The organism is Pseudomonas sp. Pseusp9 (assembly GCF_059491265.1).
On sequence record NZ_CP168500.1, the window covers coordinates 6,372,247 to 6,396,702 of the forward strand.

Below are 24,456 nucleotides of genomic sequence, written 5' to 3' on the forward strand. Positions count from 1 at the left end.
GAAACCTTCATGTTTCCGCCATTGGCACTCCGGTCCAGTTGCCTGGTATTCAGTGACGAAAACAGAAACCGCCTCAAGGGCTATGTCGACAGTTTGTACTGATACATCCTGCCGACGCCAAACCAAATGCCAAAAAGGAACATTTATGTCTAAACTCCCGATCACACTGACAATTTTAATACATGAAGACCTGGTGGGTTACAATGAAGATAATCTTTATCTCCGGCATTTTGAATGGATAGTAGACACCCTTACAAAAATTTCAGGCAGCACCACGACTGCCAACCTTGTAGCCCCCGCAGATGCGCCACTTTTGAGCAGCTTCAACTATAAATCCAATGATTTAGGCAAGCTATTAGCTGACCTAAGTGACCAACTTAGTCTTCACTTGCAAAGCTCACAAAATGCTAGTTACGACAACAGCATCCACAAATTCCTGCTATTGACACGCGACAATATCAACGACGAAACCTTAGGAGTTGCTTACGCCCCCGGCATGCTGGGAATCGCCTCGACCCGGATGGCTCTCGTTGCTGCCCACGAAATTGGGCATATGTTCAACGCGAGCCATGAGGACAGTGAAGGCAATGTCGACACTTACTTCGGCCCCGCCAAGTCGACGATGGCCCCGTATTCACATGGAACCATAGCGCATCGCTTCAGCGACAAAAACGAGGAAAACATTCGCAATTACCTCAAGCAGTACGACTGACTCTGAATGAAGTTTCGAGGAGCACAGTTGAAACGCGTTGAACCAGGCGACTGCAAAGACTGAAAGCAGAAATGGCGTTCACTCTTTGCAGTCCGTCAAATCGTCGAGCCCGCCGCCCCGCCTTCAAGCTTGCGCCACAACAACCGCACATTTGCCTTGCGCACCAATGCACAGCGGTACAAACGAATCTCCAGCGGCACGTGCCATTGCGGACCGCCGCACACCACCAACTCACCGCGCGCCAACTCGGCACGTACGCTCAGTTGCGGCACCCAGGCAATGCCCAAACCTTCCAATGCCATGCTTTTCAGGCTGTCGGCCATGGCGGTTTCGTAAATGGTGGTGAATCGCAGCGCCCGTTGGCGCAGCAGCATGTTCACCGAACGACCGAGGAATGCACCGGCGCTGTAGGCCAACAGCGGCACGCTGGCTTCGCCCTCCAGATCGAACAACGGCTTGCCATCGGCATCTGCCGCACACACCGGCAGCATTTCGGTGTGCCCCAGGTGCAGTGAAGGGAAGATTTCCGGGTCCATCTGCATCGCCGCGTCCGGATCATAGAACGCCAGCATCAGATCGCAGCCGCCTTCGCGCAACGCATGCACCGCGTCGCCGACGTTGGTCGCCACCAACCGTGTGGCGATGTTCAAGCCTTCATTGCGCAACTGCGCGATCCAGCGCGGAAAGAAACCGAGCGCCAGGGAGTGCGCGGCAGCCACCTGCATGACTTCGCCCTGCCCGCCTTCCAGGTGATGCAGGTGACGCAGCACTTCTCCCAATTGCTCGACCACGGTTCGCGCAGTGACCAGAAACAATTGCCCTGCCGCAGTCAACTCGATCGGCGTGCGGGATCGGTTGACCAGGGTCAGCCCCAGCGCGGCTTCAAGACTGCGGATCCGCCGACTGAACGCTGGCTGCGTCACGAAACGCCGCTCGGCTGCCTGGGAGAAACTGCGGGTGGCCGCCAGGGCACTAAAGTCCTCCAGCCATTTGCTTTCCAGATTCATCACGCCCTCCCGGACACGCACCAATTTAGGTCACACGCTTGCCGTCAACACGGCGTCACACGGGCATTATGCCGAATGTGCATAGGCTAGTGTTTAACAGCATTGGCCCAAAATTTTGCACAAGCCTAGCATTCACAGCGTTCCGGCACAGACCGGGTTCATATTGAGATGATTTCTATCATGTCCTCCGCTGCATCATTCCGCACAGAAAATGACCTGCTTGGCGCTCTCGAAGTACCGGCTCAAGCGTATTACGGTATCCAGACCCTGCGAGCGGTGAATAACTTCCGCCTTTCGGGCGTTCCGATTTCGCACTACCCGAAACTGGTTGTCGGTCTGGCCATGGTTAAACAGGCCGCCGCTGACGCTAACCGCGAACTGGGTCACCTGAGCGAAGCCAAGCACGCTGCTATCAGCGAAGCCTGTGCACGTCTGATCCGCGGCGACTTCCACGAAGAGTTCGTGGTGGACATGATTCAAGGCGGCGCTGGCACTTCGACCAACATGAATGCCAACGAAGTGATCGCCAACATCGCGCTGGAGGCCATGGGTCACCAGAAAGGCGAATACCAGTACCTGCACCCGAACGACGACGTGAACATGGCGCAGTCGACCAACGACGCCTACCCGACGGCGATCCGTCTGGGTCTGTTGCTGGGTCACGACGCCCTGCTCGCCAGCCTCGACAGCCTGATTCAGGCATTCGCGGCCAAGGGTGAAGAGTTCAACCACGTCCTGAAAATGGGTCGTACCCAGCTGCAAGACGCCGTGCCGATGACCCTGGGTCAAGAGTTCCGCGCTTTCGCCACCACAATGGGCGAAGACCTGGCCCGTCTGAAGACGCTGGCTCCGGAACTGCTGACCGAAGTGAACCTGGGCGGCACCGCGATCGGCACCGGCATCAACGCCGACCCGCGCTATCAGGCCCTGGCCGTACAACGTCTGGCCCTGATCAGCGGTCAACCGCTGGTTCCAGCCGCCGACCTGATCGAGGCCACCTCCGACATGGGCGCCTTCGTGCTGTTCTCCGGCATGCTCAAGCGCACCGCGGTCAAGCTGTCGAAGATCTGCAACGACCTGCGCCTGCTGTCCAGCGGCCCACGCACCGGCATCAACGAAATCAATCTGCCAGCGCGTCAGCCAGGCAGCTCGATCATGCCAGGCAAGGTCAACCCGGTGATCCCGGAAGCCGTGAACCAGGTTGCGTTCCAGGTCATCGGTAACGATCTGGCGCTGACCATGGCAGCCGAAGGCGGCCAACTGCAACTGAACGTGATGGAGCCGCTGATCGCTTTCAAGATCCTCGACTCGATCCGCCTGCTGCAACGCGCCATGGACATGCTGCGCGAGCACTGCATCGTCGGCATCACCGCCAACGAAGCACGCTGCCGTGAACTGGTCGAACACTCGATCGGCCTGGTCACCGCCCTGAACCCGTACATCGGCTACAAAAACGCCACCCGCATCGCCCGTATCGCCCTTGAAAGCGGTCGCGGCGTGCTGGAACTGGTGCGCGAAGAAGGTCTGCTCGACGAAGCCATGCTCGCCGACATCCTGCGCCCGGAAAACATGATTGCTCCGCGTCTGGTGCCTCTGAAGGCTTAATCCCCGGCGCGTTACCTGTAGCACCGCTCACCAGGTCGAGGGACTAGACACCTCTCACCTTTTGAGGGCTTGGAGATCACTCTCCAGGCCCTTTTTTTTATCCGCAACAACAAAACCTGTGGGAGCGAGCCTGCTCGCGAAGGGGCCAGCACATCCAACATCGATGCTGTCATTTACACCGCTTTCGCGAGCAGGCTCGCTCCCACAGACAAGCATCGGTATAGTGCCGCCCCTCTTCGCGTGAGCGGTCGTCGGTAGCGAGACCACAACCCATGCGAAACCCGAACTAATAACAAACCCGCGATATGAAACCGGGACGAACTTCGAACCGCCCTTAGTGCCGCGCGCCAAGGGGTGTAACTCGATGTTTCTACCTGGTCAGCATTTGCCTACACAAAAAACAGCGAGGAATAATCCATGCTCGAAGTCATTAACGACTTCCTCTCAGGGAAAGTACTGATCGTGCTCATTGTCGGGCTCGGTAGCTACTTCACGATCCGCTCGCGTTTCGTTCAACTGCGTCACTTCTTCCACATGTTCGCGGTATTCCGTGACAGCCTCAAAAGCAGCGCCGGACAACTCAGTTCGTTCCAGGCCCTGATGCTCAGCCTCGCCGGTCGTGTTGGTGCAGGCAACATTGCCGGTGTCGGTATCGCCGTGACCCTTGGTGGGCCTGGGGCGGTGTTCTGGATGTGGGTGACTGCGCTGGTCGGCATGTCCAGCAGCTTCTTCGAATGTTCCCTCGGCCAGCTTTACAAACGCACCGATTCGGACGGCACGTTCCGTGGCGGCCCGTCCTACTACATCCAGCACGGCCTGCAAAAACGCTGGTTGGGGATGATCATGGCGTTCCTGCTGCTGATCACCTTCGGCTTCGCGTTCAACGGCCTGCAATCCCATGCCGTAACGCACTCGCTGAACAACGCGTTCGGCCTGGACACGACCTACACCGGCATCGGCCTAGCCGTACTGCTGGGCCTGGTGTTCATCGGCGGGATCAAGCGCATTGCCAAGGTCGCTGACCTGCTGGTACCCGTGAAGACCCTGGTTTATATCGGCGTAACCATCTATGTGATCGTGCTGCAGTTCGATCAGGTGCCGGGCATGCTGATGACCATCGTCAAAAGTGCCTTCGGCCTCGACCAGGCCTTCGGCGGGCTGATCGGCAGCGCGATCATCATGGGCGTGAAACGTGGCGTGTTCGCCAACGAAGCAGGCCTTGGCAGCGCGCCGAACGTGGCGGCGGTTGCGTCGGTCGAGCACCCGGTGGCACAAGGTGTGGTGCAGGCGTTCAGCGTGTTCCTCGACACCTTCGTGATCTGCACCTGTACCGCGCTGCTGATCCTGCTCTCGGGTTTCTACACCCCGGGCTTCGAAGGCGATGGTATTGCCCTGACCCAGAACTCGCTGGCCGCCGTGGTCGGTGACTGGGGCCGGATGTTCATCTCCGTGGCCCTGGCGTTGTTCGTGTTCACCTCGATCCTCTACAACTACTACCTGGGCGAGAGCAACCTGCGCTTTTTGATCGGTGAAAACCGCAAGGCGCTGATGGGCTATCGCGCACTGGTACTGGTCCTGATTTTCTGGGGTGCCATCGAAAACCTCGGCACGGTGTTCGCCTTCGCCGACATCACCATGACCATGCTCGCGTTCGTCAACCTGATCGCGCTGTTCCTGCTGTTCAAGGTCGGCATGCGCATCCTGCGCGACTACGATGACCAGCGCGCTGCGGGCATCACCACGCCGGTATTCGATTCGAGCAAATTCCCGGATCTGGATCTGGACCTGAAAGCCTGGCCGGCGAACCCGCCAGCCGTCGCCACCAAGGCTGAAGCTGAGCCGCAAGGTGTACCCGCAGCGCAACGCTGATCGGTTAAAGTGCGCAAAACTCCTTGTGGGAGCGAGCCTGCTCGCTTCCACAAGGGACGTCATCGCTCCCGGAGAGTCTCCATGAATTCCTCGACTTACCCTGCTGCCCAGCACGTCATGGTGCTCTATACCGGCGGCACCATCGGCATGCAGGCCAGCGCCCATGGCCTGGCCCCTGCATCCGGTTTCGAAGCGCGGATGCGAGAGTATCTGCACAGCCAACCCGATCTGGTGGTGCCACAGTGGCGCTTTCGCGAAATGTCGCCGCTGATCGACAGCGCCAACATGACCCCGACGTATTGGCAGCAGTTGCGAGAAGCGGTGGTCGATGCAGTGGATGCTCAGGGCTGCGACAGCGTACTGATCCTGCATGGCACCGACACGCTGGCCTACAGTGCAGCCGCCATGAGGTTCCAGTTGCTCGGCCTGCATGCCCGTGTGTGCTTCACCGGCTCCATGCTGCCGGCCGGTGTCACCGATAGCGACGCCTGGGAAAACCTCGGCGGCGCGCTGGTTGCACTGGGTCAGGGCCTCGCGCCGGGCGTGCACCTGTACTTCCATGGCGAACTGCTGGACCCGACCCGTTGCGCCAAGGTACGCAGTTTTGGCCGTCATCCGTTCAAGCGACTGGAACGTCAGGGCGGTGGCGTGAAAGTGCCTTTGCTACCGACACAGTTGAATTACAACCAACCCAGACAATTGGCGAATGTCGCGGTGCTGCCGCTGTTTCCCGGCATTGGCGCCGAGGTGCTGGATGGTTTGCTCGACAGCGGTATTCAGGGTCTGGTGCTGGAGTGCTACGGCAGCGGCACCGGCCCGAGCGACAACCCCGGGTTTCTCGCCAGCCTTGGCCGTGCACGGGACAACGGCGTGGTGGTGGTTGCCGTTACTCAATGCCATGAAGGCGGCGTGGAGCTGGATGTGTATGAAGCCGGCAGCCGGTTGCGTGGCGTTGGCGTGCTATCCGGTGGCGGCATGACCCGTGAGGCAGCGTTTGGCAAGTTGCATGGCTTGCTCGGTGCGGGTCTTGAAACGGCTGAAGTTCGCCGTCTCGTTGAACTCGACCTCTGCGGCGAATTGAGCTGACACAGTACAAATCCCTGTAGGAGCGAGCCCGCTCGCGATGGGCGTTAACGATAACGCTGGAAGCCTGGCACCCCGCGGAGCTCTCAGGTTTTTCGCGAGCAAGCTCGCTCCTACAGTTTCCAGCGCTCGGCATATAACTTGCTATGTTCCAGCTATCCCAAGGCTGGAAGCCGCCATGCTCCATTCCCACCTCACCACGCTCAATGCCGTTTCACTGGTGCTCAACGCATTCAAGGACAAAGGTCTGTCCAGCGAAGCCTTGCTGGCCGGAAGCGGCATCAGTGCGGCGGATCTGAACCGCGCAGACACGCGCATCACCACCAATCAGGAAATGCAGGTCTGTGCCAATGCCGTCGCCCTCAAGCGTGACATCGGCCTGGAACTGGGCCGGCGGATGCACGTTTCCTGCTACGGCATACTCGGTTACGCCCTGCTCACCAGTGCCACCTTCGGTGACGCTTTGCGTCTGGCGATGCGTTATCCGGCGCTACTGGGAACACTGTTCGAGCTGAGCCTGGAGGACGATGGCGAGCGTGTCTGGTTCGCCGCCGCCGATTACCGCGAGAGCCCGGCCATGGCGGTGTTCAACGCCGAGTTCTGCCTGGTGTCGCTGAAAGTCACCTGCGACGACTTGCTGGGCCATCCATTGCCCTTGCTCGGCGCACGCTTCGAACATGCCGCGCCCGACTACGAAACGAGCTACGCCGAACACTTCGATTGCCCTTTGCACTTCGGCGCGCGCAACAATGCCTTCGCCTTTGACAAGCGCTGGCTCGACCAGCCGTTGCCGCTGGCCGATGTGATCACCCATCAGGCCATGGCCGAACGCTGCCGCAAACAGAACATCGAGTTCACCGGGCGCCAGGCCTGGCTCGGGCGGATTCGCCAATTGCTCAGCGCGCAATTGAATGCGGCGCCGGGGCTGGAGGGCCTGGCCGAGCAGATGAATTGCTCGGCACGGACCTTGCGCCGGCATCTCAAGGACATGGGTTGCAGCTATCAGGAGCTGCTCGACGAACTGCGCTTTGAGCAGGCCAAGCAAATGCTGTGTGAAGATCAACTGCCGATCTATCAAATCGCCGAGGCCCTGGGCTTCAGCGAGACCGCCAGTTTTCGCCATGCCTTTGTGCGCTGGAGCGGTGTGGCACCGAGTCAGTTCAGGCCGCATTGACACTCCTTGCGCCAATAAGGGGCGAATTTCGGTCAAATGTTTTGGCCACATCGATCCCCTTTTGGCCTTTCCTGCCGTTCTCCTAAACCCTGCGCACCGCAAGACTGTGTTCAACCGAATCAGCCTGCGGAGAACAAGAAATGCTGACGATCTACTCGGATGATCACCACCTGCACCACGGCCGTTGTGAATTGATCGATGGTCAACTCAAGCCCTGCTTCGAGATGCCATCGCGTGCCGACCACGTCCTGCAACGGGTAAAGAACCAGGAGCTGGGCCCCGTCGAAGCACCGAAGGATTTCGGCCTGGAGCCCATTGCGCGCATCCATGGTCGCGACTACCTCGAGTTCTTCAAGGGTGCCTGGGCCCGCTGGACCGAATTCAACACCGACGGCGACCTGCTGCCCTACACCTGGCCAGCCCGCACCCTGCGCCGCGTCAAGCCCACCAGTCTGCATGGCGAACTCGGTTACTACAGCTTCGATGGCGGCGCGCCGATCACCGCTGGTACCTGGCAGGCGGCTTACAGCGCAGCGCAGGTGGCGCTGACCGCCCAGGCGGAAATCCAGCGCGGCGCCCGCAGTGCCTTCGCCCTGTGCCGCCCGCCGGGACACCACGCTGCCAGCGATTTGATGGGCGGTTATTGCTACCTCAACAACGCCGCCATCGCAGCACAAGCGTTCCTCGATCAGGGCCACAAAAAGGTCGCGATCCTCGACGTCGACTATCACCACGGCAACGGCACCCAGTCGATTTTCTACGAGCGCAGCGATGTGCTGTTCACCTCGATCCACGGTCACCCGGAAGCCGAGTTTCCGTTCTTCCTCGGCTATGAAGACGAGCTGGGCGAAGGTGCCGGCGAAGGCTTCAACTTCAACTATCCGCTGGCCGCAGGCTCGGGCTGGGACACCTGGAGTGCGGCGCTGGAGCAGGCCTGCAAAGAGATTGACAACTACGGTGCCGACATCATCGTCGTGTCCCTGGGCGTCGACACCTTCAAGGACGATCCGATCTCGCAATTCAAACTCGACAGCCCGGACTACCTGGCCATGGGCAAGCGTATCGCGGCCCTCGGTAAACCGACGCTGTTCGTGATGGAAGGCGGTTATGCGGTGGAAGAAATCGGCATCAACGCCGTGAACGTACTTGAAGGCTTTGAAAGCGCTCAGTGAGGAAAACAACAATGAACAGACTCAAGCGCTTTATCGCTCCCGCGCTGTGCGCCACGCTGCTCGGTGGTGCCGTGCACGCTGAAGAGCGCACGCTACGCGTCTACAACTGGTTCGACTACATCACCCCCAAGGCCCTGGAAGATTTCAAGGCGCAGAACGCCCAGACCAAACTGGTCTACGACATCTTCGACACCAACGAAGCCCTCGAAGCCAAGCTGCTCACCGGCAACTCCGGTTACGACGTGGTGGTGCCGTCCAACGTGTTCCTCGCCAAGCAGATCGAAGCCGGCGTGTTCCAGCCACTGGATCGCAGCAAGTTGCCGAACTGGAACCATCTCGATCCCAAACTGATGAAGCTGATCGAGGCCAACGACCCGGGCAACAAGTTCGCCGTGCCCTACATGTACGGCACCATCCTGATCGGCTTCAACCCGGCCAAGATCAAGGCGGTGCTCGGCGACAATGCACCGGTGGACAGCTGGGACTTGATCTTCAAGGAAGAGAACATCAGCAAGCTCAAGCAATGCGGCGTCGCCCTGCTCGACTCGCCGTCGGAGATCCTGCCGCTGGCCCTGCAACACCTGGGCCTGGACCCCAACAGCAAAAAGCCTGCGGACTATGACAAGGCTGAAGCGCTGTTGATGAAGATCCGTCCGTACGTCACCTACTTCCACTCATCCAAGTACATGGCCGACATCGCCAACGGTGACATCTGCGTGGCGGTCGGTTACTCCGGCAGCTTCTCCCAGGCCGCCAACCGCGCCAAGGAAGCCAAGAACGGCGTGGTCGTCGACATGCGCCTGCCCAAGGAAGGGGCGCCGATCTGGTTCGACATGCTCTCCATACCAAAGGGCGCGAAGAACCCGGAAGACGCCTACACCTTCATCAACTACTTGCTGCAACCTCAGGTGATTGCGCCGGTCAGTGACTTCGTCGGCTACCCGAACCCGAACAAAGACGCCACGGAACTGGTCGACCCGGCGATCCGCACCAACCCGAACCTGTACCCGACCGAAGCGGCAATGAGCACGCTCTACACCCTGCAACCGCTGCCGCGCGATGCTGAACGCGCGCGGACCCGGGCCTGGACCAAGATCAAGTCCGGAACCTGACAACCGCCCCGTTCCCGTCGTCATCGAGACCTGCGTTTGCGCAGGTCTTTTTTTTGCCCACGCTTCAGCCAGCAGGCCACACCGTCCGCAACCGTTGCAGCGCCACCTCGATCGCCTTTTCGGGCACGGCGGCAAAACCCAGCACCAGACCGGCGCGTTGATCCATCGGGGTTGCGGACTCCGGCAGCCAATAACTGCTCAAGCCATTGACCTCGACATTGACACTGCTCGCCAACTCGATCAGTTCGTGTTCACGGGCCACGCTGTCGACCGGCACCGTCATGTGCAGTCCCGCGGCGACGGCGGGCAGCTTGCCGATGCCTGGAATATCCTGCAGCCAACCATTGAGCAAGACATTGCGCCGGCTCAGCGCCGCACGCCGCATGCGCCGGATGTGACGCTGGAAATGCCCGGCCGCCATGAACTCGGCCATCACCGCCTGGGTGCTGACTTCGGAATGCCGCACGTCTACCGCACGTCGCTGTGCAAAGGCCTGCACCAGCTCCGGCGGCAGCACCAGATAACCGAGACGCAACGCCGGAAACGCGACCTTGCCGAACGTGCCGACATACAACACTCGCCCGTGACGATCGAGTGCTGCCAAAGGCGCCAATGGCGCGCCGCTGTAGCGGTACTCGCCATCGTAATCATCCTCGACGATCCAGCCTTGGGTGCGCTCGGCCCAGGCCAGTAGCTCCAGGCGTCGCGCCAGGCTCATGACCACGCCGGTGGGATACTGGTGTGACGGCGTGACGTAGGTCAGCCGACAATCATCGAGCGCTGACAGTTCGCTGCAATTGATGCCCTCGCTGTCCACCGTCACCCCGTGCAGCCGTGCCCCCGCCACGGCGAATGCATGACCCGCTGCGCGGTAACCCGGGTTTTCAATCGCCACCCCGTCTCCAGGCTCCACCAACAACTGTGCACAAAGGCTGATTCCTTGCTGTGCGCCACTGGTGATCACAATTTGCTCAGCCGTGCATTGCATACCCCGTGAACTGCGCAAATACGCGGCGATCATCCCGCGCAGGCGCGCATCGCCCGCCGGATCGCCGTAGCACAGCTGCTGCAGAGCCGGTTTGCGCCAGAAAGCCGCATTCAGCTTGGCCCAGACCTCGAACGGAAACAGGTCGAAGGCCGGGACCCCGACCCGAAATGCCCGGGGCGGACCACTCGGCGGCAGTGCCAAATGGTTCTTTTCAACTCGCCCCAACGCACCGCTGTGGATAACTTTGCTGGATGAATCCACAGGTAAATCCAGCCAATTTGTGGATAAGGCTGTGGGTAAGCCTGTAGACAACCCTGTGGATACTTTTGTGGATAGTTTTTTTTCCGGCAATGCACTTTGCGGCAATTGGGCGACATAAGTCCCGTCACCCACCCGTCCCTCGATGAAGCCTTCCGCATACAGCTGATCGTAGGCTCGGACCACACTATTGCGGGAAATCGCCAATGCCGCCGCCAGGTCACGACTGGCCGGCAGGCGCGTGCCACTGGCGAGCCGACCGTCGAGCACGCGGATGCGCAGCGCCTGATAGAGCTGGCGGCTCAGCCCCTGACGGCGATCGAGTTCAATGCCTGCTGGATTGAACGACAAGGACAGCGACTGAGAATCCGACATGGCAATGGACCTATGAAATTGGCCATTAATGGCTCTTACAACAGACCAATAGCCTGCCTAGGATGCAGGCATTCGCCAAGGAAAATTTCTCCATGTACACGCCGCGCGCCTTTGCCATCGATGACTTGTCCCAATTACACGAATTGATCCTCGCCACTCGCCTCGCCATATTGGTGACTCACGGCGAGCACGGTTTGCAAGCCAGCCATGTACCGGTGCTGCTCCATCGCGAACAAGGTCCGAACGGCACGCTATACGGGCATCTGGCCAAGGCCAATCCGCAGTGGAAAGACCTGCGCGACGGTGCTGAAGCCCTGCTGATTTTCTCCGGTGCCGATGCCTACGTCAGCCCTGGCTTTTATCCGAGCAAGGCCGAGCACGGCAAAGTCGTGCCGACCTGGAACTACGTCGCCGTCCACGCCTATGGCCGCGCCGAAACTTTCAGCGATGGCGGGCGGCTGCTCGACATCGTTAGCACACTCACCGATCGCCATGAGGCCGGCCGCGCCCAGCCATGGAAAGTCGCTGACGCCCCCGCCGACTACATCGACGGCATGCTCAAGGCCATCGTCGGCTTTGCCGTGCCGATCGAACGCCTTGAAGGCAAGCGCAAGCTCAGCCAGAACCGTGACCCCGCCGATATCGCCGGTGTGCGCGAAGGACTGGCCGCCAGCCCTGACGCGCACGATCAGGCCCTCGCCCACTTGATGCGATAAGGAACGAACATGAGTCAGATCGAAATCCGCCAGGTCAGCGCCGACGACTACGCCGCATGGCTGCCGCTATGGCAGACCTATCTGCACTTCTACAACACGGAACTGCCTGAAGCGGTCACCCAAAGTACCTGGCAGCGTATGCTCGACCCGAGCGAGACGACTCATGCAGCACTCGCCTGGGCCGACGGCAAGGCGGTGGGCATGGTGCACTTCATCTACCATCGTTCGAACTGGAGCATCGAAAATTCCTGCTACCTGCAAGACTTGCTGGTAGCACCTGAAACCCGTGGCACCGGCGTCGGCCGCCAGTTGATCGAGTTCGTCTACACCACCGCCAAGGCCGATGGTTGCTGCAAGGTGCATTGGCTGACCCACGAAACCAACGCCACCGCGATCCAGCTCTACGAGCGCATCGCCGAACGTCCCGGTTTCATCCAGTTTCGTAAAGCCATTTAAGGTTCAAGGAGAACAGCATGTCGACTTCACTCGCTGACTGGAAAGGCGTCCCGGCCCCAACGGTGCAAACCATCGAAGGGCGTTTCATCCGCCTGGAAAAACTCGACCCGACGCGCCATGGCGATGATTTGTTCAAAGCCCTGCAAGGTCCTGGCGCCGATCCGAAGCTTTGGGACTACTTGCCCTACGGGCCGTTTCCGGAGCGTAGCGCGTTCAATGATTGGCTGAATAACCATGCGGCCAATAGCGACCCCTACTTCTTCAGCGTGATCGACCGTACCAGCGGTGAAGTGCAAGGCATCCTCAGCCTGATGTCGATTGTCCCGTCCCAGGGCCGCATCGAAATCGGCCACGTCACCTTCGGCGCGCCGATGCAGCGTTCACCAAGAAGTACCGAAGCGATATATCTGCTGGCAAGGGAATCCTTCGCCCTCGGCTACCGTCGCCTGGAATGGAAGTGCAACAACGGCAACGCCCGCTCCAAATACGCAGCCGAACGATTGGGTTTCAGTTTCGAGGGCGTGTTCCGTCAGCACATGGTGGTCAAGGGGCAGAATCGGGATACGGCTTGGTATTCGATCCTGGACTCGGAATGGCCGACGATTGGTGCGGGGTTTGAGCGCTGGTTGAGCGATGAGAACCAGAGTGATTCGGGACAGGTAAAAACGCTTTCAGAGTGCCGCGGCTAATCAATTGAGGATCAGCAACGTCTGATCTCTTTAGGTGCCGGCAGGCCGGCGCCTACAAATGATCGGTGCTGATTCAGCTGATATCACGTCGAACGCGTACCACTCCCATCTTCAATCCAAACGGGCGGAATACTGCATTAAGTGACTTCAGCGTCTGATTTCCTTCCCCATGCTCGATATGCACCAAGGTGCGAACCGAGATTTTGCACATCTTGGCAAATTGAGTCTGATGCAGGCCGGTCACTTCCACTCGCAGGCGCCGGACGGCTTCACCTATTTCAATCGAGCCTTGGGTGAGTCCTTCTTGAATGTTTTCTATGAGCACCGTGCGCTCGGCAACGGTCATGCTCATTTCAGATCCCACTCTTTCAAACGTTGCTCCAGATTTTTCAATGCAATACGCGGGTGATTCATCGTCGTGGCGGGCAATCCACTGGCGGTCAAAATATCGGGAAGTGCCACCAAACGTTGTGCATCCTCCCGCAAGCGCTCGAAAGAGTCTGGCGCGTCAGCCAACGCTGCCAATGGATCTTCCGGATCAGCGATATCCGCCAATACTCGACAGACTCCGCGCCAATCGACATCGCCTGCCCTCTCCAACTCTTTTGGCCACTTGGTCGTGCGGGTCACACCTTCGTCATCCATCACCATTGGCGCCAAATCATAAATCGGCGCCAAACGAAACGAGTCCATATCCCGAATAATTGCGGTGTTGCGGCCATGGTTATCCGAGTTACCGAGGATTTTGTTGAGCAGATCCCGACGCAGGTAATCGGCAACAAGATCCGGAATCCGATCCGCCTGCCCCACTTCGCGCCAGAGCCCGGCAAGCATGCGGATAACCTCCATGTGGTTCATCGCACTTCCAGGCTTGGTGACATTCGCCAGCGAATAAATCGACTCTACCGCCAAACGCTCTATACCCTGGACTGTTACCTGACGATCAAAACGCTGCATCCACAAGCTGGGTTTGGTCGCTTCCTCTAACGCCAATCCTTCCTCGGCGACTGTTTCGATACCCAGCGCCTGGAGAGCTTTGTAGTAGTGGTATTCGCTTCGCAGGATATCTTGATCAGTCTGGTTACCTTTATTGCGGGCAAACTTCACAAACCAATGTTGGGTGACATCCCGGTCTTCCAGCACTGCGTCCGGATACAAGAGGCCAGTCTTGTTTTCGGCCAACAAAAGCTTCGGCGCCTCACCTCCGGCGCCTGTCGCACCGCCAATCGCAGCGCCCAGCTCATAGGCGTATTCGAGAAAACGGTTGTCTCGACTGACGACATCCTGACGCTCAAACCCAATAGGCTCACGCTCATCAACCGCCTCGGCAGATTCTTTGATTCGCATGTTGCCGATAGGTGCCGGAGTACTCCTGCCCAACAGGTAAAGGTCGACACTGATATCAGCGGGTTTGTCTTGCCCTATGCGTGCGAGAAGAAATCGTTTTGCATCTCCGGCAGGTGCAATGTCATGCACGAATGCTGGCGCGTTGGATCGCCGACCTTCCCAATCCAATGGGAATCTTGCACTCACAGCCTTGGAGAACGGGGATCCGATGGCTTCATGGTTATCGACGAGATAACCCGTTTCGTAACCAAAATTGCACCGGCTTTCGAAACCCTTTTCAGGGTTATCAAAGCTCAAGACCATAGCGTCGGACCATTCACCCGCCGTAAAAATCTGCAATGTCAGGTTGTACATGCTTTTCCACCTGCATTTAAATGCATTTCTTGAAGAGCTTCACCCAGTATAAACGCAATATAATGCATCCGATAAAAATCAACAGCATTGGCATACGCAATAAAATGCATACGAAAGGTAGTCCCTTGCCGAAAACTGCAAAATAATGCAGTTTTAATAGGGGCACCCAGGTGCTGTCGGGAAGACTTCAGAAAAATGCGCGCTTCCAGGAAAGGATTTGCAGGCATAAAAAAAGGGGAGCACATGCCCCCCCGAGGTTTAAAGCGTTGAATCGAGGCTGTTAACTCAGCCTTCGATCTCGATCAGGATTTCGCCCGGATTCACCCGGTCGCCCTTGGCCACGTGAATGGCAGTGACTTTGCCGGCGATGGCGGCCTGGACTTCGGTTTCCATCTTCATCGCTTCGGTGATCAGCACGGCCTGGCCGGCCTTGACGGTGTCGCCTTCCTTGACCAGCACATCGACGATGTTGCCCGGCATGGTGGTGCTGACATGGCCCGGTGCGCTGGCCTGCTTGCGCTTGCTGCTACCGCCGCCGACGAACTCGTTGAGCGGTTCGAACACCACTTCTTCCGGCATGCCGTCGATGGACAGGTAGAAGTGACGCTTGCCTTCGGCCTTGACGCCAACACCGGTGATGTCGACGCGGTAGGTTTCGCCGTGAACGTCGATCACGAACTCGGTCGGCACGCCTTCGCCACCTGCCGAAGCCACCTTGCCGGCTTCCGGAATCGGCAACAGCACTTCAGGGGTCAGGGTTCCAGCCGCACGCTCTTCGAGGAACTTGCGCCCGATGTCCGGGAACATGGCGTAGGTCAGCACGTCTTCTTCAGACTTGGCCAGTGCACCGATATCGGCGCGCAGCTTGGCCATTTCCGGCTTGAGCAGGTCAGCCGGGCGAACGTCGATCACTTCTTCGCTGCCGATGGCCTGACGACGCAGTTGTTCATTCACGGTGCCTGGCGCCTTGCCGTAGCCGCCCTGCAGGTAGAGCTTCACTTCGTTGGTGATGGTCTTGTAGCGCTCGCCGGCCAGCACGTTGAAGAACGCCTGGGTGCCGACAATCTGCGAAGTCGGGGTCACCAGCGGCGGAAAGCCAAGGTCTTCGCGCACACGCGGGATTTCGGCCAGCACTTCACTCATGCGGTTCAGTGCGCCCTGCTCTTTCAACTGGTTAGCCAGGTTGGAAATCATGCCGCCTGGCACCTGGTTGACTTGAACACGGGTGTCGACGGCGGTGAATTCGCTTTCAAACTGGTGGTACTTCTTGCGTACGGCGTAGAAGTACAGGCCGATCTCTTGCAGCAGCTCCAGGTTCAGGCCGGTGTCGAACTCGCTGCCTTTAAGTGCGGCGACCATCGACTCGGTGCCCGGGTGGCTGGTGCCCCAAGCGAAGCTGGAGATCGCGGTGTCGATATGGTCGGCGCCGTTTTCGATAGCCTTCATCTGGCACATCGCAGCCAGGCCGGCGGTGTCGTGCGAGTGAATGAACACGGGCAGCGACTGCTCGGCTTTCAGTGCCTTGACCAGTTCGCCTGTGGCGTACGGAGTCAGCAGGCCGGCCATGTCCTTGATTGCCACCGAGTCGCAACCCATGGCTTCCATTTGCTTGGCCTGGTTCACGAAGGCCTCGATGGTGTGCACCGGGCTGGTGGTGTAGGCGATGGTGCCCTGGGCGTGCTTGCCAGCGGCTTTCACCGCTTCGATGGCCACGCGCAGGTTACGCACGTCGTTCATGGCGTCGAAAATGCGGAACACGTCGATACCGTTGACTGCAGCCTTGGCAACGAAGGCCTTGACCACGTCGTCGCTGTAATGGCGGTAGCCCAGCAGGTTCTGGCCACGCAGGAGCATTTGCAGACGGGTGTTAGGCAGCGCGGCGCGCAATTGGCGCAGACGCTCCCACGGGTCTTCTTTCAGGAAACGTACACAGGCGTCGAATGTCGCGCCGCCCCAGCACTCCAGCGACCAGTAGCCGACTTTGTCGAGCTTGTCGCAGATCGGCAGCATGTCTTCGGTGCGCATGCGGGTCGCGAGCAGCGATTGGTGGGCGTCGCGCAGGATCGTGTCGGTAACGTGGATTTGCTTGCTCATTGTTCTATTCCTCACAGGCCTGCGTGGGCGGCGATGGCGGCGGCGATGGCCAGGGCCAGCTCTTCGGGTTTGCGCTTGATCGAGTAGTTGGTCAGTTCAGGGTGGCTTTCAACGAAGCTGGTGTTGAACTGGCCGCTACGGAATTCCGGATTGCGCAGGATTTCCTGGTAGTACGCGGCGGTGGTCTTGACCCCTTGCAGACGCATGTCGTCGAGGGCGCGCAAACCACGGTCCATCGCTTCTTCCCAGGTCAGCGCCCACACCACCAGTTTCAGGCACATGGAATCGTAGAACGGTGGAATGGTGTAACCGGTGTAGATCGCCGTGTCGGTACGCACGCCAGGACCGCCGGGCGCGTAATAACGGGTGATCTTGCCGAAGCTCGGCAGGAAGTTGTTTTTCGGGTCTTCGGCGTTGATCCGGAATTGCAGCGCGAAACCGCGGTGCTGAATATCTTCCTGCTTCACCGAAAGCGGCAGGCCGGAGGCGATGCGGATCTGCTCACGGACAATGTCGATGCCGGTGATTTCTTCGGTGATGGTGTGTTCCACCTGCACCCGGGTGTTCATCTCCATGAAGTACACCTCGCCTTCGGCGAGCAGGAACTCCACGGTGCCGGCGTTCTCGTAACCCACAGCCTTGGCCGCACGCACCGACAGGTCGCCGATGTAGGCACGCTGTTCCGGGGTCAGTTGCGGGCTCGGGGCGATCTCGATCAGCTTCTGGTTGCGACGCTGGATCGAGCAGTCACGCTCGAACAGGTGCACCACGTTGCCGAAGCTGTCGCCGAGAATCTGCGCTTCGATGTGTTTCGGATTGACGATGCATTTTTCCAGGAACACTTCCGCCGAACCAAATGCCTTGGTGGCTTCGGATATGACCCGCGGGAAAGCCTGCTCGAGTTCTTCGCGGCTGTTGCAGCGACGAATGCCGCGGCCGCCGCCACCGGAAGTAGCCTTGAGCATCACCGGGTAGCCGATGCGATCGCCTTCGGTCAGGGCCTCTTCGATGCCCGACACGTTGCCTTCGGTGCCTGGAGTCACCGGCACGCCAGCCTTGATCATGCTGCGGCGTGCTTCGGTCTTGTCACCCATGCGGCGAATGACTTCAGCCGATGGACCAATGAATTTGATTCCGCGCTCGGCGCAGATCTCCGCCAGTTCGGCGTTTTCCGAAAGGAAGCCGTAGCCTGGGTGCAGCGCATCGCAGCCGGTTTCCACGGCCAGGTTCACCAGCTTGCGCGGGTTCAGATAGCCGGCCAGCGGCTCGGCACCAATGCTGTGGGCCTCGTCCGCACGCTTCACATGCAAGGCATGACGGTCGGCGTCGGAATAGATCGCGACCGAGCGAATGCCCATTTCGGCGCAGGCACGCACGATTCGTACGGCAATCTCACCACGGTTGGCGATCAGGATCTTTGTTATCACTTGGAAATTCCCTTGAGCCGGTGGTACCCACGACCTGCTAGACCAGGTCGACGCGTGACCAAATGTTTCAATTTGGTCGCAGGTCCACACTAGCGCCCACAAGGGATTAACAAAAATGAATAATTATTGGGTCGCGCATAAGTAAAGACTTATAGTTGATTCACCAGCCAGCGACGAGAGTGACCACATAATGCGTAAGTCATTGATGCGTATGACTTTACGGCAACTGCAGATCTTCAACGAGGTCTGTGATTTGCGGTCGTACAGTCGCGCAGCCGAGGAAATGTCGCTCACACAACCTGCCGTCAGCCTGCAGATTCGTCAACTTGAAGAGCTGATTGGCCAGCCTTTGTTCGATTACGTCGGCAAAAAACTCTACATGACCGAAGCGGCTGAAGCGTTACAGCGGGCCAGCCGGGATATTTTCGGACGCCTGGAAAACCTCGACATGCAGCTGTCAGACATGCAGGGCTCGCTGCAGGGGCAACTGAAACTGGCGGTGGAATCCAGCGCCAAATATTTCGTGCCGCACTTGTTTGCCGCCTTCAAACGCCAGCACCCGGAGGTGAACCTGCAATTGACGGTGGTCAATCGCGGCCAGGTCATCCGGCGTTTGTCGGACAACCGCGACGACCTGGTGATCATGTCCATGGTGCCTCAGGACATGGGCCTGGAATTCCTGCCGTTCCTGAACAACCCGATCGTCGCCGTGGCACCACCGGATCACCCGCTGTGTCATATGGGGCCGTTGCGCTTGCAGGATCTCGAGCCCTACACACTGCTGCTGCGTGAGCCAGGTTCCGGGACGCGGCTTGCGTGCGAAGAATACTTCAAAGAGAAACGCGTGCACTTCAACCAGACTCAGGAAGTCTCGTCTGCCGAAGCCCAGCGTGAATGTGTACTGGCAGGCCTGGGCGTTGCGCTGTTGACGCGCCACGCCCTGAACCTTGAGCTGGCAACCGGCGGGCTGATCGAGCTACCCGTCGAAGAACTGCCACTGTTTCGCAGTTGGTGCCTGGTGCAGGCCAAGGCGAAACGCCTGTCACCGGTGGCTCACGCCTTCCTGGCGTTTATCCGTAGCGAACGGATTCAAATCAGCGCGCTGGTTGAGCGTTTCGACGGGAAGTCGAGGGAGTTGCCTGCCAGAAATTGAGTTCCAACTCTGGAAAATCGCCAATTTCGGCCAGAAGCTGACGACGTTCGCAGCGATCTTCAATGGCGCGGCGGAATTCCATGCGGCGCTGATCTTCTTGCTGGCGACGGGTTTTGACAGCGCTGTTGCGTTCTTCGTAAGGCATGGCCATTTCGAGTCTCCCAAGGCGAGTACGGGAGTTTCAAGATAGGCGCGGGGGATGACGGTTTGGCGGCTCGGGCGTTACAGACTGATGAAAATTGCGGTGAATTCGGGGACGCCTTCGCGAGCAGGCTCGCTCCCACAGTGGAATGCATTGCAAATGTGGGAGCGAGCCTGCTCGCGAATAAGGTCGGAACGACCTTACGACGACATCAGTCGTCCAGCGCTTTCACCGACTTGGGCGACAACCGCAAGCTGCGCAGGCTGCGCTTGACGCTCTTGAGGTGGTTGACCAGGCTCGGCCCACGCGCCATGGCCACGCCCATTGCCAGCACGTCGATCACCACCAGGTGGGCGATACGCGACGTCAACGGCGTATAGATTTCAGTGTCTTCATGCACATCGATCGCCAGATTGACCGTCGACAGCTCGGCCAGTGGTGTCTGGCTCGGGCACAAGGTGATCAGCGAAGCACCGCTTTCACGCACCAGGTTGGCGGTGATCAGCAGGTCCTTGGAGCGCCCGGACTGGGAAATGCAGATCGCCACGTCGGTTGGCTTGAGCGTCACGGCCGACATCGCCTGCATGTGCGGGTCGGAATACGCCGCTGCCGTCAGCAGCAAGCGGAAGAACTTGTGCTGGGCGTCCGCCGCGACCGCACCCGAGGCGCCGAAGCCGTAGAACTCGACACGCTGGGCCTGGGACATGAGCGTCACGGCCCTCTGCAATTCCAGCGGATCGAGTTTTTCGCGAACCTCCATCAGCGTATGCAGGGTGGTGTCGAAGATTTTCAGGCTGTAGTCGGCGACAGAATCATCTTCATGGATCGCAAACTGGCCGAAACTCGCACCTGCCGCCAGGCTCTGGGCCAGCTTCAGCTTCAGATCCTGAAAGCCGGAACAGCCGATGGCACGGCAAAAACGCACGATGGTCGGCTCACTGATGCCCACGCTGTGGGCCAGGTCGGCCATGGAGCTGTGCATCACGGCCGCAGGATCAAGCAGCACGTGGTCGGCGACCTTGAGCTCCGACTTGCGTAACAGGTGGCGAGACTGGGCGATGTGTTGCAGCAGATTCAAAGGGCTGGACTCTTTGTTATTGGCAGGTGCCGGGGATGTAGCACGCTTGTAGTTATACTACATGAATCGGCTTTTTGCCTGCTCAATGCGTAACCGAATCCCTCGATTTCAGGCGGTCGCGCTTCATGTAGCACTCGCGTTGTGGACTCAAACACTCCGATTCCCCCCCCACTTCCAGTTTCTTTTAATTATCCGGCTCAACCAAGCTGAGTACTTATTTTACTAAAAACAACAACTTCACATATAAAGACTTACAACTAAAACAAAAATAATCCACACAGAACCAATTAGAACCACATATATTAATCGAGCAGGAAGCACTGCAACTTAATTACAGGAGTTACATATTATGAGCATTAACACTAAAAACTGGACTGCACAAATCAATCGTATGCCTGGTGACCCATTTTTCCGCACTCAAGGCACTGTAACCGTTAATCACCGTGGTATTTTGCCAAAGCTGGTGTTGAGCCCTCTGCAGGATAAATCCTTTGATCTGCGCCTGGACCTGATTCTTGACGAGCCCGATGGATATTACCCGCAAGTGATAACCGACAGACTTGTCGAATATAAAGTGACAGGTGACTCCTACGTGACCGGTGTAAGCATTTTCTACGAAGGAAAGTTACTGCACCATATCGATAAAGTCCTGATCACCCACTAAATACACCTTCGCTTCCTGGCTTCCCGTCGAATGCAAGACGTGCTCGACGGGAAGTTTATGCGCCCCGATTGCTAGTTGCTTTGCTCCCTTAGCAGGGCCGCCAATCCATCAGACTCAATTGGACGACTGATGAGGTACCCCTGCACCTCATCACAAAGCTCACTCTTGAGGAATTCCAACTGCTCCCGCCGCTCCACCCCTTCCGCCACGACCTTCAGCGACAGGCCGTGAGCCATGGCAATGATTGCCCGGGTAATCGCCGCGTCTTCAGTACCCTCACCCAGTCCACGGATAAACGCCTGGTCGATCTTCACGTAATCCACCGGAATTCGCTTGAGGTAGCTCAGGGATGAATAGCCGGTGCCGAAATCGTCGATGGCCAGCTTCACCCCCAGATCACGCAATTGCTGGAAGGTCGCGATGATATGTTCGACGCTGTCGAGCAACTGGCTTTCAGTGAGCTCCAGCTCCAGGAGGTGCGGCGCCAGCCCGGTTTCCTCCAGGACCTGTCGCACCAGACTGACCAGCTTGCCTTGGCGCAACTGATGCACCGACAGATTGACCGACATCCGGATCGGCTCAAGCCCCTGCCGCTGCCACTCACAGGCTTGCCAGCAGGCCTGACGCAACACGAATTCACCGATCGGGCCGATCAATCCAGTCTCTTCTGCCAGGCCGATGAAATCCCCCGGTGGCACGCGTCCCATGGTCGGATGATCCCAGCGCACCAACGCTTCGGCGGCATTCAGTTTGCCCGTGGCAAGGCACAGCTTGGGTTGGTAAAACACCTTCAGTTGTTGCTCTTCGACGGCCTTGCGCAAATGGTTTTCCAGCTGCAAACGCTCCAGCGTGCTGGCTTGCAAACTGTCGGTGTAAAACTGGAAATTATTACCACCCAGATGTTTGGCGTGCTGCATGGCCATGTTCGACTGACTGACCAATGCCGATATTTCCCGGGCACTGTCCGGCAACAAGCTGATGCCCATCGACGCGCTGACCACCAGCTCATGCCCCTCAATGGTCACCGGTAACCGCAACTTGCTCGCCAGACGCGTCGCCACCCGGGCCAGGCTCGAAAGGTTGCCGTAGGCGTTGAACAGCACGGCAAATTCGTCACCGGACAGGCGTGCGATGGTGTCTGCCTCAGGCAATGCATTCACCAGTCGCCGGGCCATTTTCTGCAATAACTGGTCGGCGACTTCATGCCCAAGGCTGTCGTTGAGTTGCTTGAACCGATCGAGGTTGATGTGCAGCAACGCCAGGCTGCGATAACCGCCCTGTCGCACTCGTTGATGAGCCTCGCTGAGGCGTTCGCGGAACATCGAGCGGTTGGCCAGACCGGTTAGTTCGTCGTAATGGGTCAGATAGCGCATCCGCTCTTCGGATTCCCGGCGGGCGGAGAGATCTGCGAAGAAGCCCACAATATGGCTGACTTTTCCCCGGGCATCGCGCACAGCATTCAGTTGCAGCCATTGCGGGTACATCTCGCCGTTCTTGCGGGTTTCCACCAATTCGCCCTGCCAGCTACCATGCTGTTCCAGCGCCTGATGTATTGCGGCGTAATGCCGACGCGCATCGCGGCTGCATGGCAACTCAACGACATTGCGCCCGATCATGTCCTCGATGTCATAGCCGGTCACTCGACTGAAGGCTTGATTGACCGCGATCAGGGCGTAGTCCGGATCAAAAATCACGATCCCTTCGCTGGCCGCCTCGAACACGGTCGCCGCCAGTTGCCGCTGCTCTTCCAGGCCTTTGCTGACGCTGATGTCGCGGCGAGTGCCAACCATGCGAATCACCCGGCCGTTCTCGGCACGCTCGACCGCCCGCCCACGGTCCTCGATCCAGACCCAGTGACCATCGCCATGCCGTACGCGGTACTCGATTTGGTAGTCCTCGGTGCGGCCCTTCATATGCTCGACCAGCGCCCTTTTCAGCGCCGGAAGATCTTCGGGATGCAGGCGCGGCTTGAGGTGACGCAGCAATGCGGTGACCTGGTCCGGCTCCAGGCCGAACAACTCCTGAATCTGCGTGTGATGGACTTCGTCGGTTTGCAGATTCCAGTCCCACAACCCCAACTCGCTGGCCTTCAATGCCAACGCCAGACGCGCCTCACTCTTGCTCAACGCCTGGTTGGCGGCGTCCAGTTCCAGACTGCGTTGAGCGACACGGTTCTCGAGGTCGATCTGAATCTCGCGCAACTCGTCCTCGGCGCGTCGGCGCTGTTCTATCTCCCTGGCCAGCTTCTGATTGAGCTGATCACTGCAGCTTTGCGCCTGCTGAAGATGCTCGATCAGTGCCTGGTTCTGAAAGCGTCGCATCAAGCCGCGATCGATCAATCGATTGACCTGCCAGGCAACCACGCTCAATGCACCGAGCAGTATCAGTCCGAACCAGCCCCAACCGTGCTGCTGTTCGTCTCCCCCAAAAAACATATAGGCGATGGCCGGTAACAGGCAGGGCAAGGTGAAAGACAGAAAGGCCGGCAAACTGACTGCATAAGCCACACTGGCCGAAAGCGCTGCGGCACCGATGAGGCCGAAGACCCAGGCTTGCTGAATGAAGTTATCGGCGGGAGCCAGGGCAATGCCGGCACCGGCCAGGGTCAGACCGGTGAGGCCCGAACCCAGCAAAAACATCCGTCGCCAAACGGGATGGGCCTGACGATTGGGAATTGCCGAATCGAAGGCTGCGACCTGAATCACCCGCAATGCCACCAGTGACAACAGCCACACCAGCCAGACACTGACCAGGAAATAGCGCTGCGGACTCCAGAGCAAACCGGCGCAGACCAGGCCATTGATCAACATGAACAACGTGGGCAGCAGCGAGCCCTGATACAACAGGCGCGTGCGTTCGACCGCCATTTCCATGGCGTACTGTTTACGGATCTCCCGGGGTTCCACAGTGGGGCCCGACAGGTCGAAGCTGAGGGTCATAGGCGATGTTCTTGTTCTTATAATGATGAGCATGTGCCCGAA

At 58.7% G+C, this 24,456-nt stretch carries 21 protein-coding genes; 12 read left to right on the forward strand and 9 right to left on the reverse strand.

The genetic code is table 11. From position 1 onward, the window contains the following. Positions 1–145 precede the first annotated feature (145 nt). Entirely contained in the window at positions 146–712 is a 567-nt protein-coding gene (locus tag ACEN8E_RS29145; protein ID WP_495590798.1) for a zinc metalloprotease, read from the forward strand. A gap of 95 nt (positions 713–807) precedes the next feature. Here the strand turns inward: ACEN8E_RS29145 and ACEN8E_RS29150 are convergent, their stop codons facing one another. After that, on the reverse strand, positions 808–1,719 hold the full coding sequence (locus ACEN8E_RS29150) for a LysR substrate-binding domain-containing protein (protein ID WP_495590799.1): 912 nt from the start codon (positions 1,717–1,719) through the stop codon (positions 808–810). A 180-nt stretch (positions 1,720–1,899) separates the two neighbouring features. On the opposite strand from ACEN8E_RS29150, the gene aspA reads away from it, so the two are divergent. The 6 genes from aspA to ACEN8E_RS29180 all read left to right on the forward strand — a co-directional run bounded on the left by aspA (position 1,900) and on the right by ACEN8E_RS29180 (position 9,734). Further along, the gene (gene aspA / locus ACEN8E_RS29155; RefSeq protein ID WP_003229645.1) at positions 1,900–3,324 is read left to right on the forward strand and encodes an aspartate ammonia-lyase; all 1,425 of its coding nucleotides are present in this window, start codon (positions 1,900–1,902) and stop codon (positions 3,322–3,324) included. Positions 3,325–3,741: 417 nt separating this feature from the next. Beyond that, the gene (locus tag ACEN8E_RS29160) at positions 3,742–5,193 is read left to right on the forward strand and encodes an alanine/glycine:cation symporter family protein (protein WP_495590800.1); all 1,452 of its coding nucleotides are present in this window, start codon (positions 3,742–3,744) and stop codon (positions 5,191–5,193) included. An 81-nt stretch (positions 5,194–5,274) separates the two neighbouring features. Then, the gene (locus ACEN8E_RS29165) at positions 5,275–6,279 is read left to right on the forward strand and encodes an asparaginase (RefSeq protein WP_495590801.1); all 1,005 of its coding nucleotides are present in this window, start codon (positions 5,275–5,277) and stop codon (positions 6,277–6,279) included. Positions 6,280–6,454: 175 nt separating this feature from the next. Then, positions 6,455–7,450, forward strand: a complete 996-nt coding sequence (locus ACEN8E_RS29170) for an AraC family transcriptional regulator (RefSeq protein ID WP_495590802.1) — start codon at positions 6,455–6,457, stop codon at positions 7,448–7,450. Between the two features lie 140 nt (positions 7,451–7,590). Then, on the forward strand, positions 7,591–8,622 hold the full coding sequence (locus tag ACEN8E_RS29175) for a histone deacetylase family protein (RefSeq protein WP_495590803.1): 1,032 nt from the start codon (positions 7,591–7,593) through the stop codon (positions 8,620–8,622). A gap of 11 nt (positions 8,623–8,633) precedes the next feature. After that, positions 8,634–9,734: a polyamine ABC transporter substrate-binding protein gene (locus ACEN8E_RS29180; RefSeq protein ID WP_495590804.1), complete on the forward strand. Its 1,101-nt coding sequence runs from the start codon at positions 8,634–8,636 to the stop codon at positions 9,732–9,734. Positions 9,735–9,798: 64 nt separating this feature from the next. Here ACEN8E_RS29180 and pdxR read toward each other — a convergent pair whose 3' ends face one another. Continuing rightward, positions 9,799–11,355 carry a MocR-like pyridoxine biosynthesis transcription factor PdxR gene (pdxR, locus tag ACEN8E_RS29185; RefSeq protein ID WP_495590805.1) on the reverse strand — a complete coding sequence of 519 codons (1,557 nt, stop codon included), beginning with the start codon at positions 11,353–11,355 and terminating at the stop codon, positions 9,799–9,801. A gap of 92 nt (positions 11,356–11,447) precedes the next feature. On the opposite strand from pdxR, the gene ACEN8E_RS29190 reads away from it, so the two are divergent. The 3 genes from ACEN8E_RS29190 to ACEN8E_RS29200 are packed head-to-tail and all read left to right on the forward strand — an operon-like array spanning position 11,448 to position 13,216. Then, positions 11,448–12,071 (forward strand): FMN-binding negative transcriptional regulator, encoded by a 624-nt coding sequence (locus ACEN8E_RS29190; protein ID WP_495590806.1) that lies wholly within the window; start codon positions 11,448–11,450, stop codon positions 12,069–12,071. A gap of 9 nt (positions 12,072–12,080) precedes the next feature. Beyond that, the gene (locus ACEN8E_RS29195) at positions 12,081–12,527 is read left to right on the forward strand and encodes a GNAT family N-acetyltransferase (RefSeq protein ID WP_495590807.1); all 447 of its coding nucleotides are present in this window, start codon (positions 12,081–12,083) and stop codon (positions 12,525–12,527) included. A gap of 17 nt (positions 12,528–12,544) precedes the next feature. Then, on the forward strand, positions 12,545–13,216 hold the full coding sequence (locus ACEN8E_RS29200) for a GNAT family N-acetyltransferase (protein WP_495590808.1): 672 nt from the start codon (positions 12,545–12,547) through the stop codon (positions 13,214–13,216). A gap of 73 nt (positions 13,217–13,289) precedes the next feature. Here the strand turns inward: ACEN8E_RS29200 and ACEN8E_RS29205 are convergent, their stop codons facing one another. From ACEN8E_RS29205 to ACEN8E_RS29220, 4 genes are all read right to left on the reverse strand, one after another. Next, positions 13,290–13,568 (reverse strand): helix-turn-helix domain-containing protein, encoded by a 279-nt coding sequence (locus ACEN8E_RS29205; RefSeq protein ID WP_085716166.1) that lies wholly within the window; start codon positions 13,566–13,568, stop codon positions 13,290–13,292. Next, positions 13,565–14,917: a HipA domain-containing protein gene (locus tag ACEN8E_RS29210; protein ID WP_495590809.1), complete on the reverse strand. Its 1,353-nt coding sequence runs from the start codon at positions 14,915–14,917 to the stop codon at positions 13,565–13,567. Before ACEN8E_RS29210 ends, ACEN8E_RS29205 begins: the two co-directional genes overlap by 4 nt. Positions 14,918–15,202: 285 nt before the next feature. After that, complete coding sequence (gene oadA / locus ACEN8E_RS29215) at positions 15,203–17,011, reverse strand: sodium-extruding oxaloacetate decarboxylase subunit alpha (RefSeq protein ID WP_495590810.1); 1,809 nt, start codon at positions 17,009–17,011, stop codon at positions 15,203–15,205. A gap of 11 nt (positions 17,012–17,022) precedes the next feature. Beyond that, entirely contained in the window at positions 17,023–18,438 is a 1,416-nt protein-coding gene (locus tag ACEN8E_RS29220) for an acetyl-CoA carboxylase biotin carboxylase subunit (RefSeq protein ID WP_007971702.1), read from the reverse strand. A 190-nt stretch (positions 18,439–18,628) separates the two neighbouring features. On the opposite strand from ACEN8E_RS29220, the gene ACEN8E_RS29225 reads away from it, so the two are divergent. After that, positions 18,629–19,591: a LysR family transcriptional regulator gene (locus tag ACEN8E_RS29225; RefSeq protein ID WP_495590811.1), complete on the forward strand. Its 963-nt coding sequence runs from the start codon at positions 18,629–18,631 to the stop codon at positions 19,589–19,591. On the opposite strand, the gene ACEN8E_RS29230 is transcribed toward ACEN8E_RS29225, so the two are convergent. Then, positions 19,533–19,742 (reverse strand): PA3496 family putative envelope integrity protein, encoded by a 210-nt coding sequence (locus ACEN8E_RS29230; RefSeq protein ID WP_008018316.1) that lies wholly within the window; start codon positions 19,740–19,742, stop codon positions 19,533–19,535. The genes ACEN8E_RS29225 and ACEN8E_RS29230 overlap by 59 nt on opposite strands. A 202-nt stretch (positions 19,743–19,944) precedes the next feature. Continuing rightward, positions 19,945–20,811, reverse strand: a complete 867-nt coding sequence (gene hexR, locus ACEN8E_RS29235) for a transcriptional regulator HexR (RefSeq protein ID WP_007954250.1) — start codon at positions 20,809–20,811, stop codon at positions 19,945–19,947. A gap of 349 nt (positions 20,812–21,160) precedes the next feature. On the opposite strand from hexR, the gene ACEN8E_RS29240 reads away from it, so the two are divergent. Next, on the forward strand, positions 21,161–21,475 hold the full coding sequence (locus ACEN8E_RS29240; protein WP_495590812.1) for a hypothetical protein: 315 nt from the start codon (positions 21,161–21,163) through the stop codon (positions 21,473–21,475). Between the two features lie 71 nt (positions 21,476–21,546). Here ACEN8E_RS29240 and ACEN8E_RS29245 read toward each other — a convergent pair whose 3' ends face one another. Further along, positions 21,547–24,414 (reverse strand): EAL domain-containing protein, encoded by a 2,868-nt coding sequence (locus ACEN8E_RS29245; protein WP_495590813.1) that lies wholly within the window; start codon positions 24,412–24,414, stop codon positions 21,547–21,549. Positions 24,415–24,456 lie beyond the last annotated feature (42 nt).

Excerpts from the sequence above, each read along its gene's own strand:
- ACEN8E_RS29145 (WP_495590798.1), top strand. The coding sequence starts at position 146 with ATGTCTAAACTCCCGATCACACTGACAATTTTAATACATGAAGACCTG.
- ACEN8E_RS29150 (WP_495590799.1), bottom strand. The coding sequence starts at position 1,719 with ATGAATCTGGAAAGCAAATGGCTGGAGGACTTTAGTGCCCTGGCGGCC.
- aspA (WP_003229645.1), top strand. The coding sequence starts at position 1,900 with ATGTCCTCCGCTGCATCATTCCGCACAGAAAATGACCTGCTTGGCGCT.
- ACEN8E_RS29160 (WP_495590800.1), top strand. The coding sequence starts at position 3,742 with ATGCTCGAAGTCATTAACGACTTCCTCTCAGGGAAAGTACTGATCGTG.
- ACEN8E_RS29165 (WP_495590801.1), top strand. The coding sequence starts at position 5,275 with ATGAATTCCTCGACTTACCCTGCTGCCCAGCACGTCATGGTGCTCTAT.
- ACEN8E_RS29170 (WP_495590802.1), top strand. The coding sequence starts at position 6,455 with ATGCTCCATTCCCACCTCACCACGCTCAATGCCGTTTCACTGGTGCTC.
- ACEN8E_RS29175 (WP_495590803.1), top strand. The coding sequence starts at position 7,591 with ATGCTGACGATCTACTCGGATGATCACCACCTGCACCACGGCCGTTGT.
- ACEN8E_RS29180 (WP_495590804.1), top strand. The coding sequence starts at position 8,634 with ATGAACAGACTCAAGCGCTTTATCGCTCCCGCGCTGTGCGCCACGCTG.
- pdxR (WP_495590805.1), bottom strand. The coding sequence starts at position 11,355 with ATGTCGGATTCTCAGTCGCTGTCCTTGTCGTTCAATCCAGCAGGCATT.
- ACEN8E_RS29190 (WP_495590806.1), top strand. The coding sequence starts at position 11,448 with ATGTACACGCCGCGCGCCTTTGCCATCGATGACTTGTCCCAATTACAC.
- ACEN8E_RS29195 (WP_495590807.1), top strand. The coding sequence starts at position 12,081 with ATGAGTCAGATCGAAATCCGCCAGGTCAGCGCCGACGACTACGCCGCA.
- ACEN8E_RS29200 (WP_495590808.1), top strand. The coding sequence starts at position 12,545 with ATGTCGACTTCACTCGCTGACTGGAAAGGCGTCCCGGCCCCAACGGTG.
- ACEN8E_RS29205 (WP_085716166.1), bottom strand. The coding sequence starts at position 13,568 with ATGAGCATGACCGTTGCCGAGCGCACGGTGCTCATAGAAAACATTCAA.
- ACEN8E_RS29210 (WP_495590809.1), bottom strand. The coding sequence starts at position 14,917 with ATGTACAACCTGACATTGCAGATTTTTACGGCGGGTGAATGGTCCGAC.
- oadA (WP_495590810.1), bottom strand. The coding sequence starts at position 17,011 with ATGAGCAAGCAAATCCACGTTACCGACACGATCCTGCGCGACGCCCAC.
- ACEN8E_RS29225 (WP_495590811.1), top strand. The coding sequence starts at position 18,629 with ATGCGTAAGTCATTGATGCGTATGACTTTACGGCAACTGCAGATCTTC.
- ACEN8E_RS29230 (WP_008018316.1), bottom strand. The coding sequence starts at position 19,742 with ATGGCCATGCCTTACGAAGAACGCAACAGCGCTGTCAAAACCCGTCGC.
- ACEN8E_RS29240 (WP_495590812.1), top strand. The coding sequence starts at position 21,161 with ATGAGCATTAACACTAAAAACTGGACTGCACAAATCAATCGTATGCCT.
- ACEN8E_RS29245 (WP_495590813.1), bottom strand. The coding sequence starts at position 24,414 with ATGACCCTCAGCTTCGACCTGTCGGGCCCCACTGTGGAACCCCGGGAG.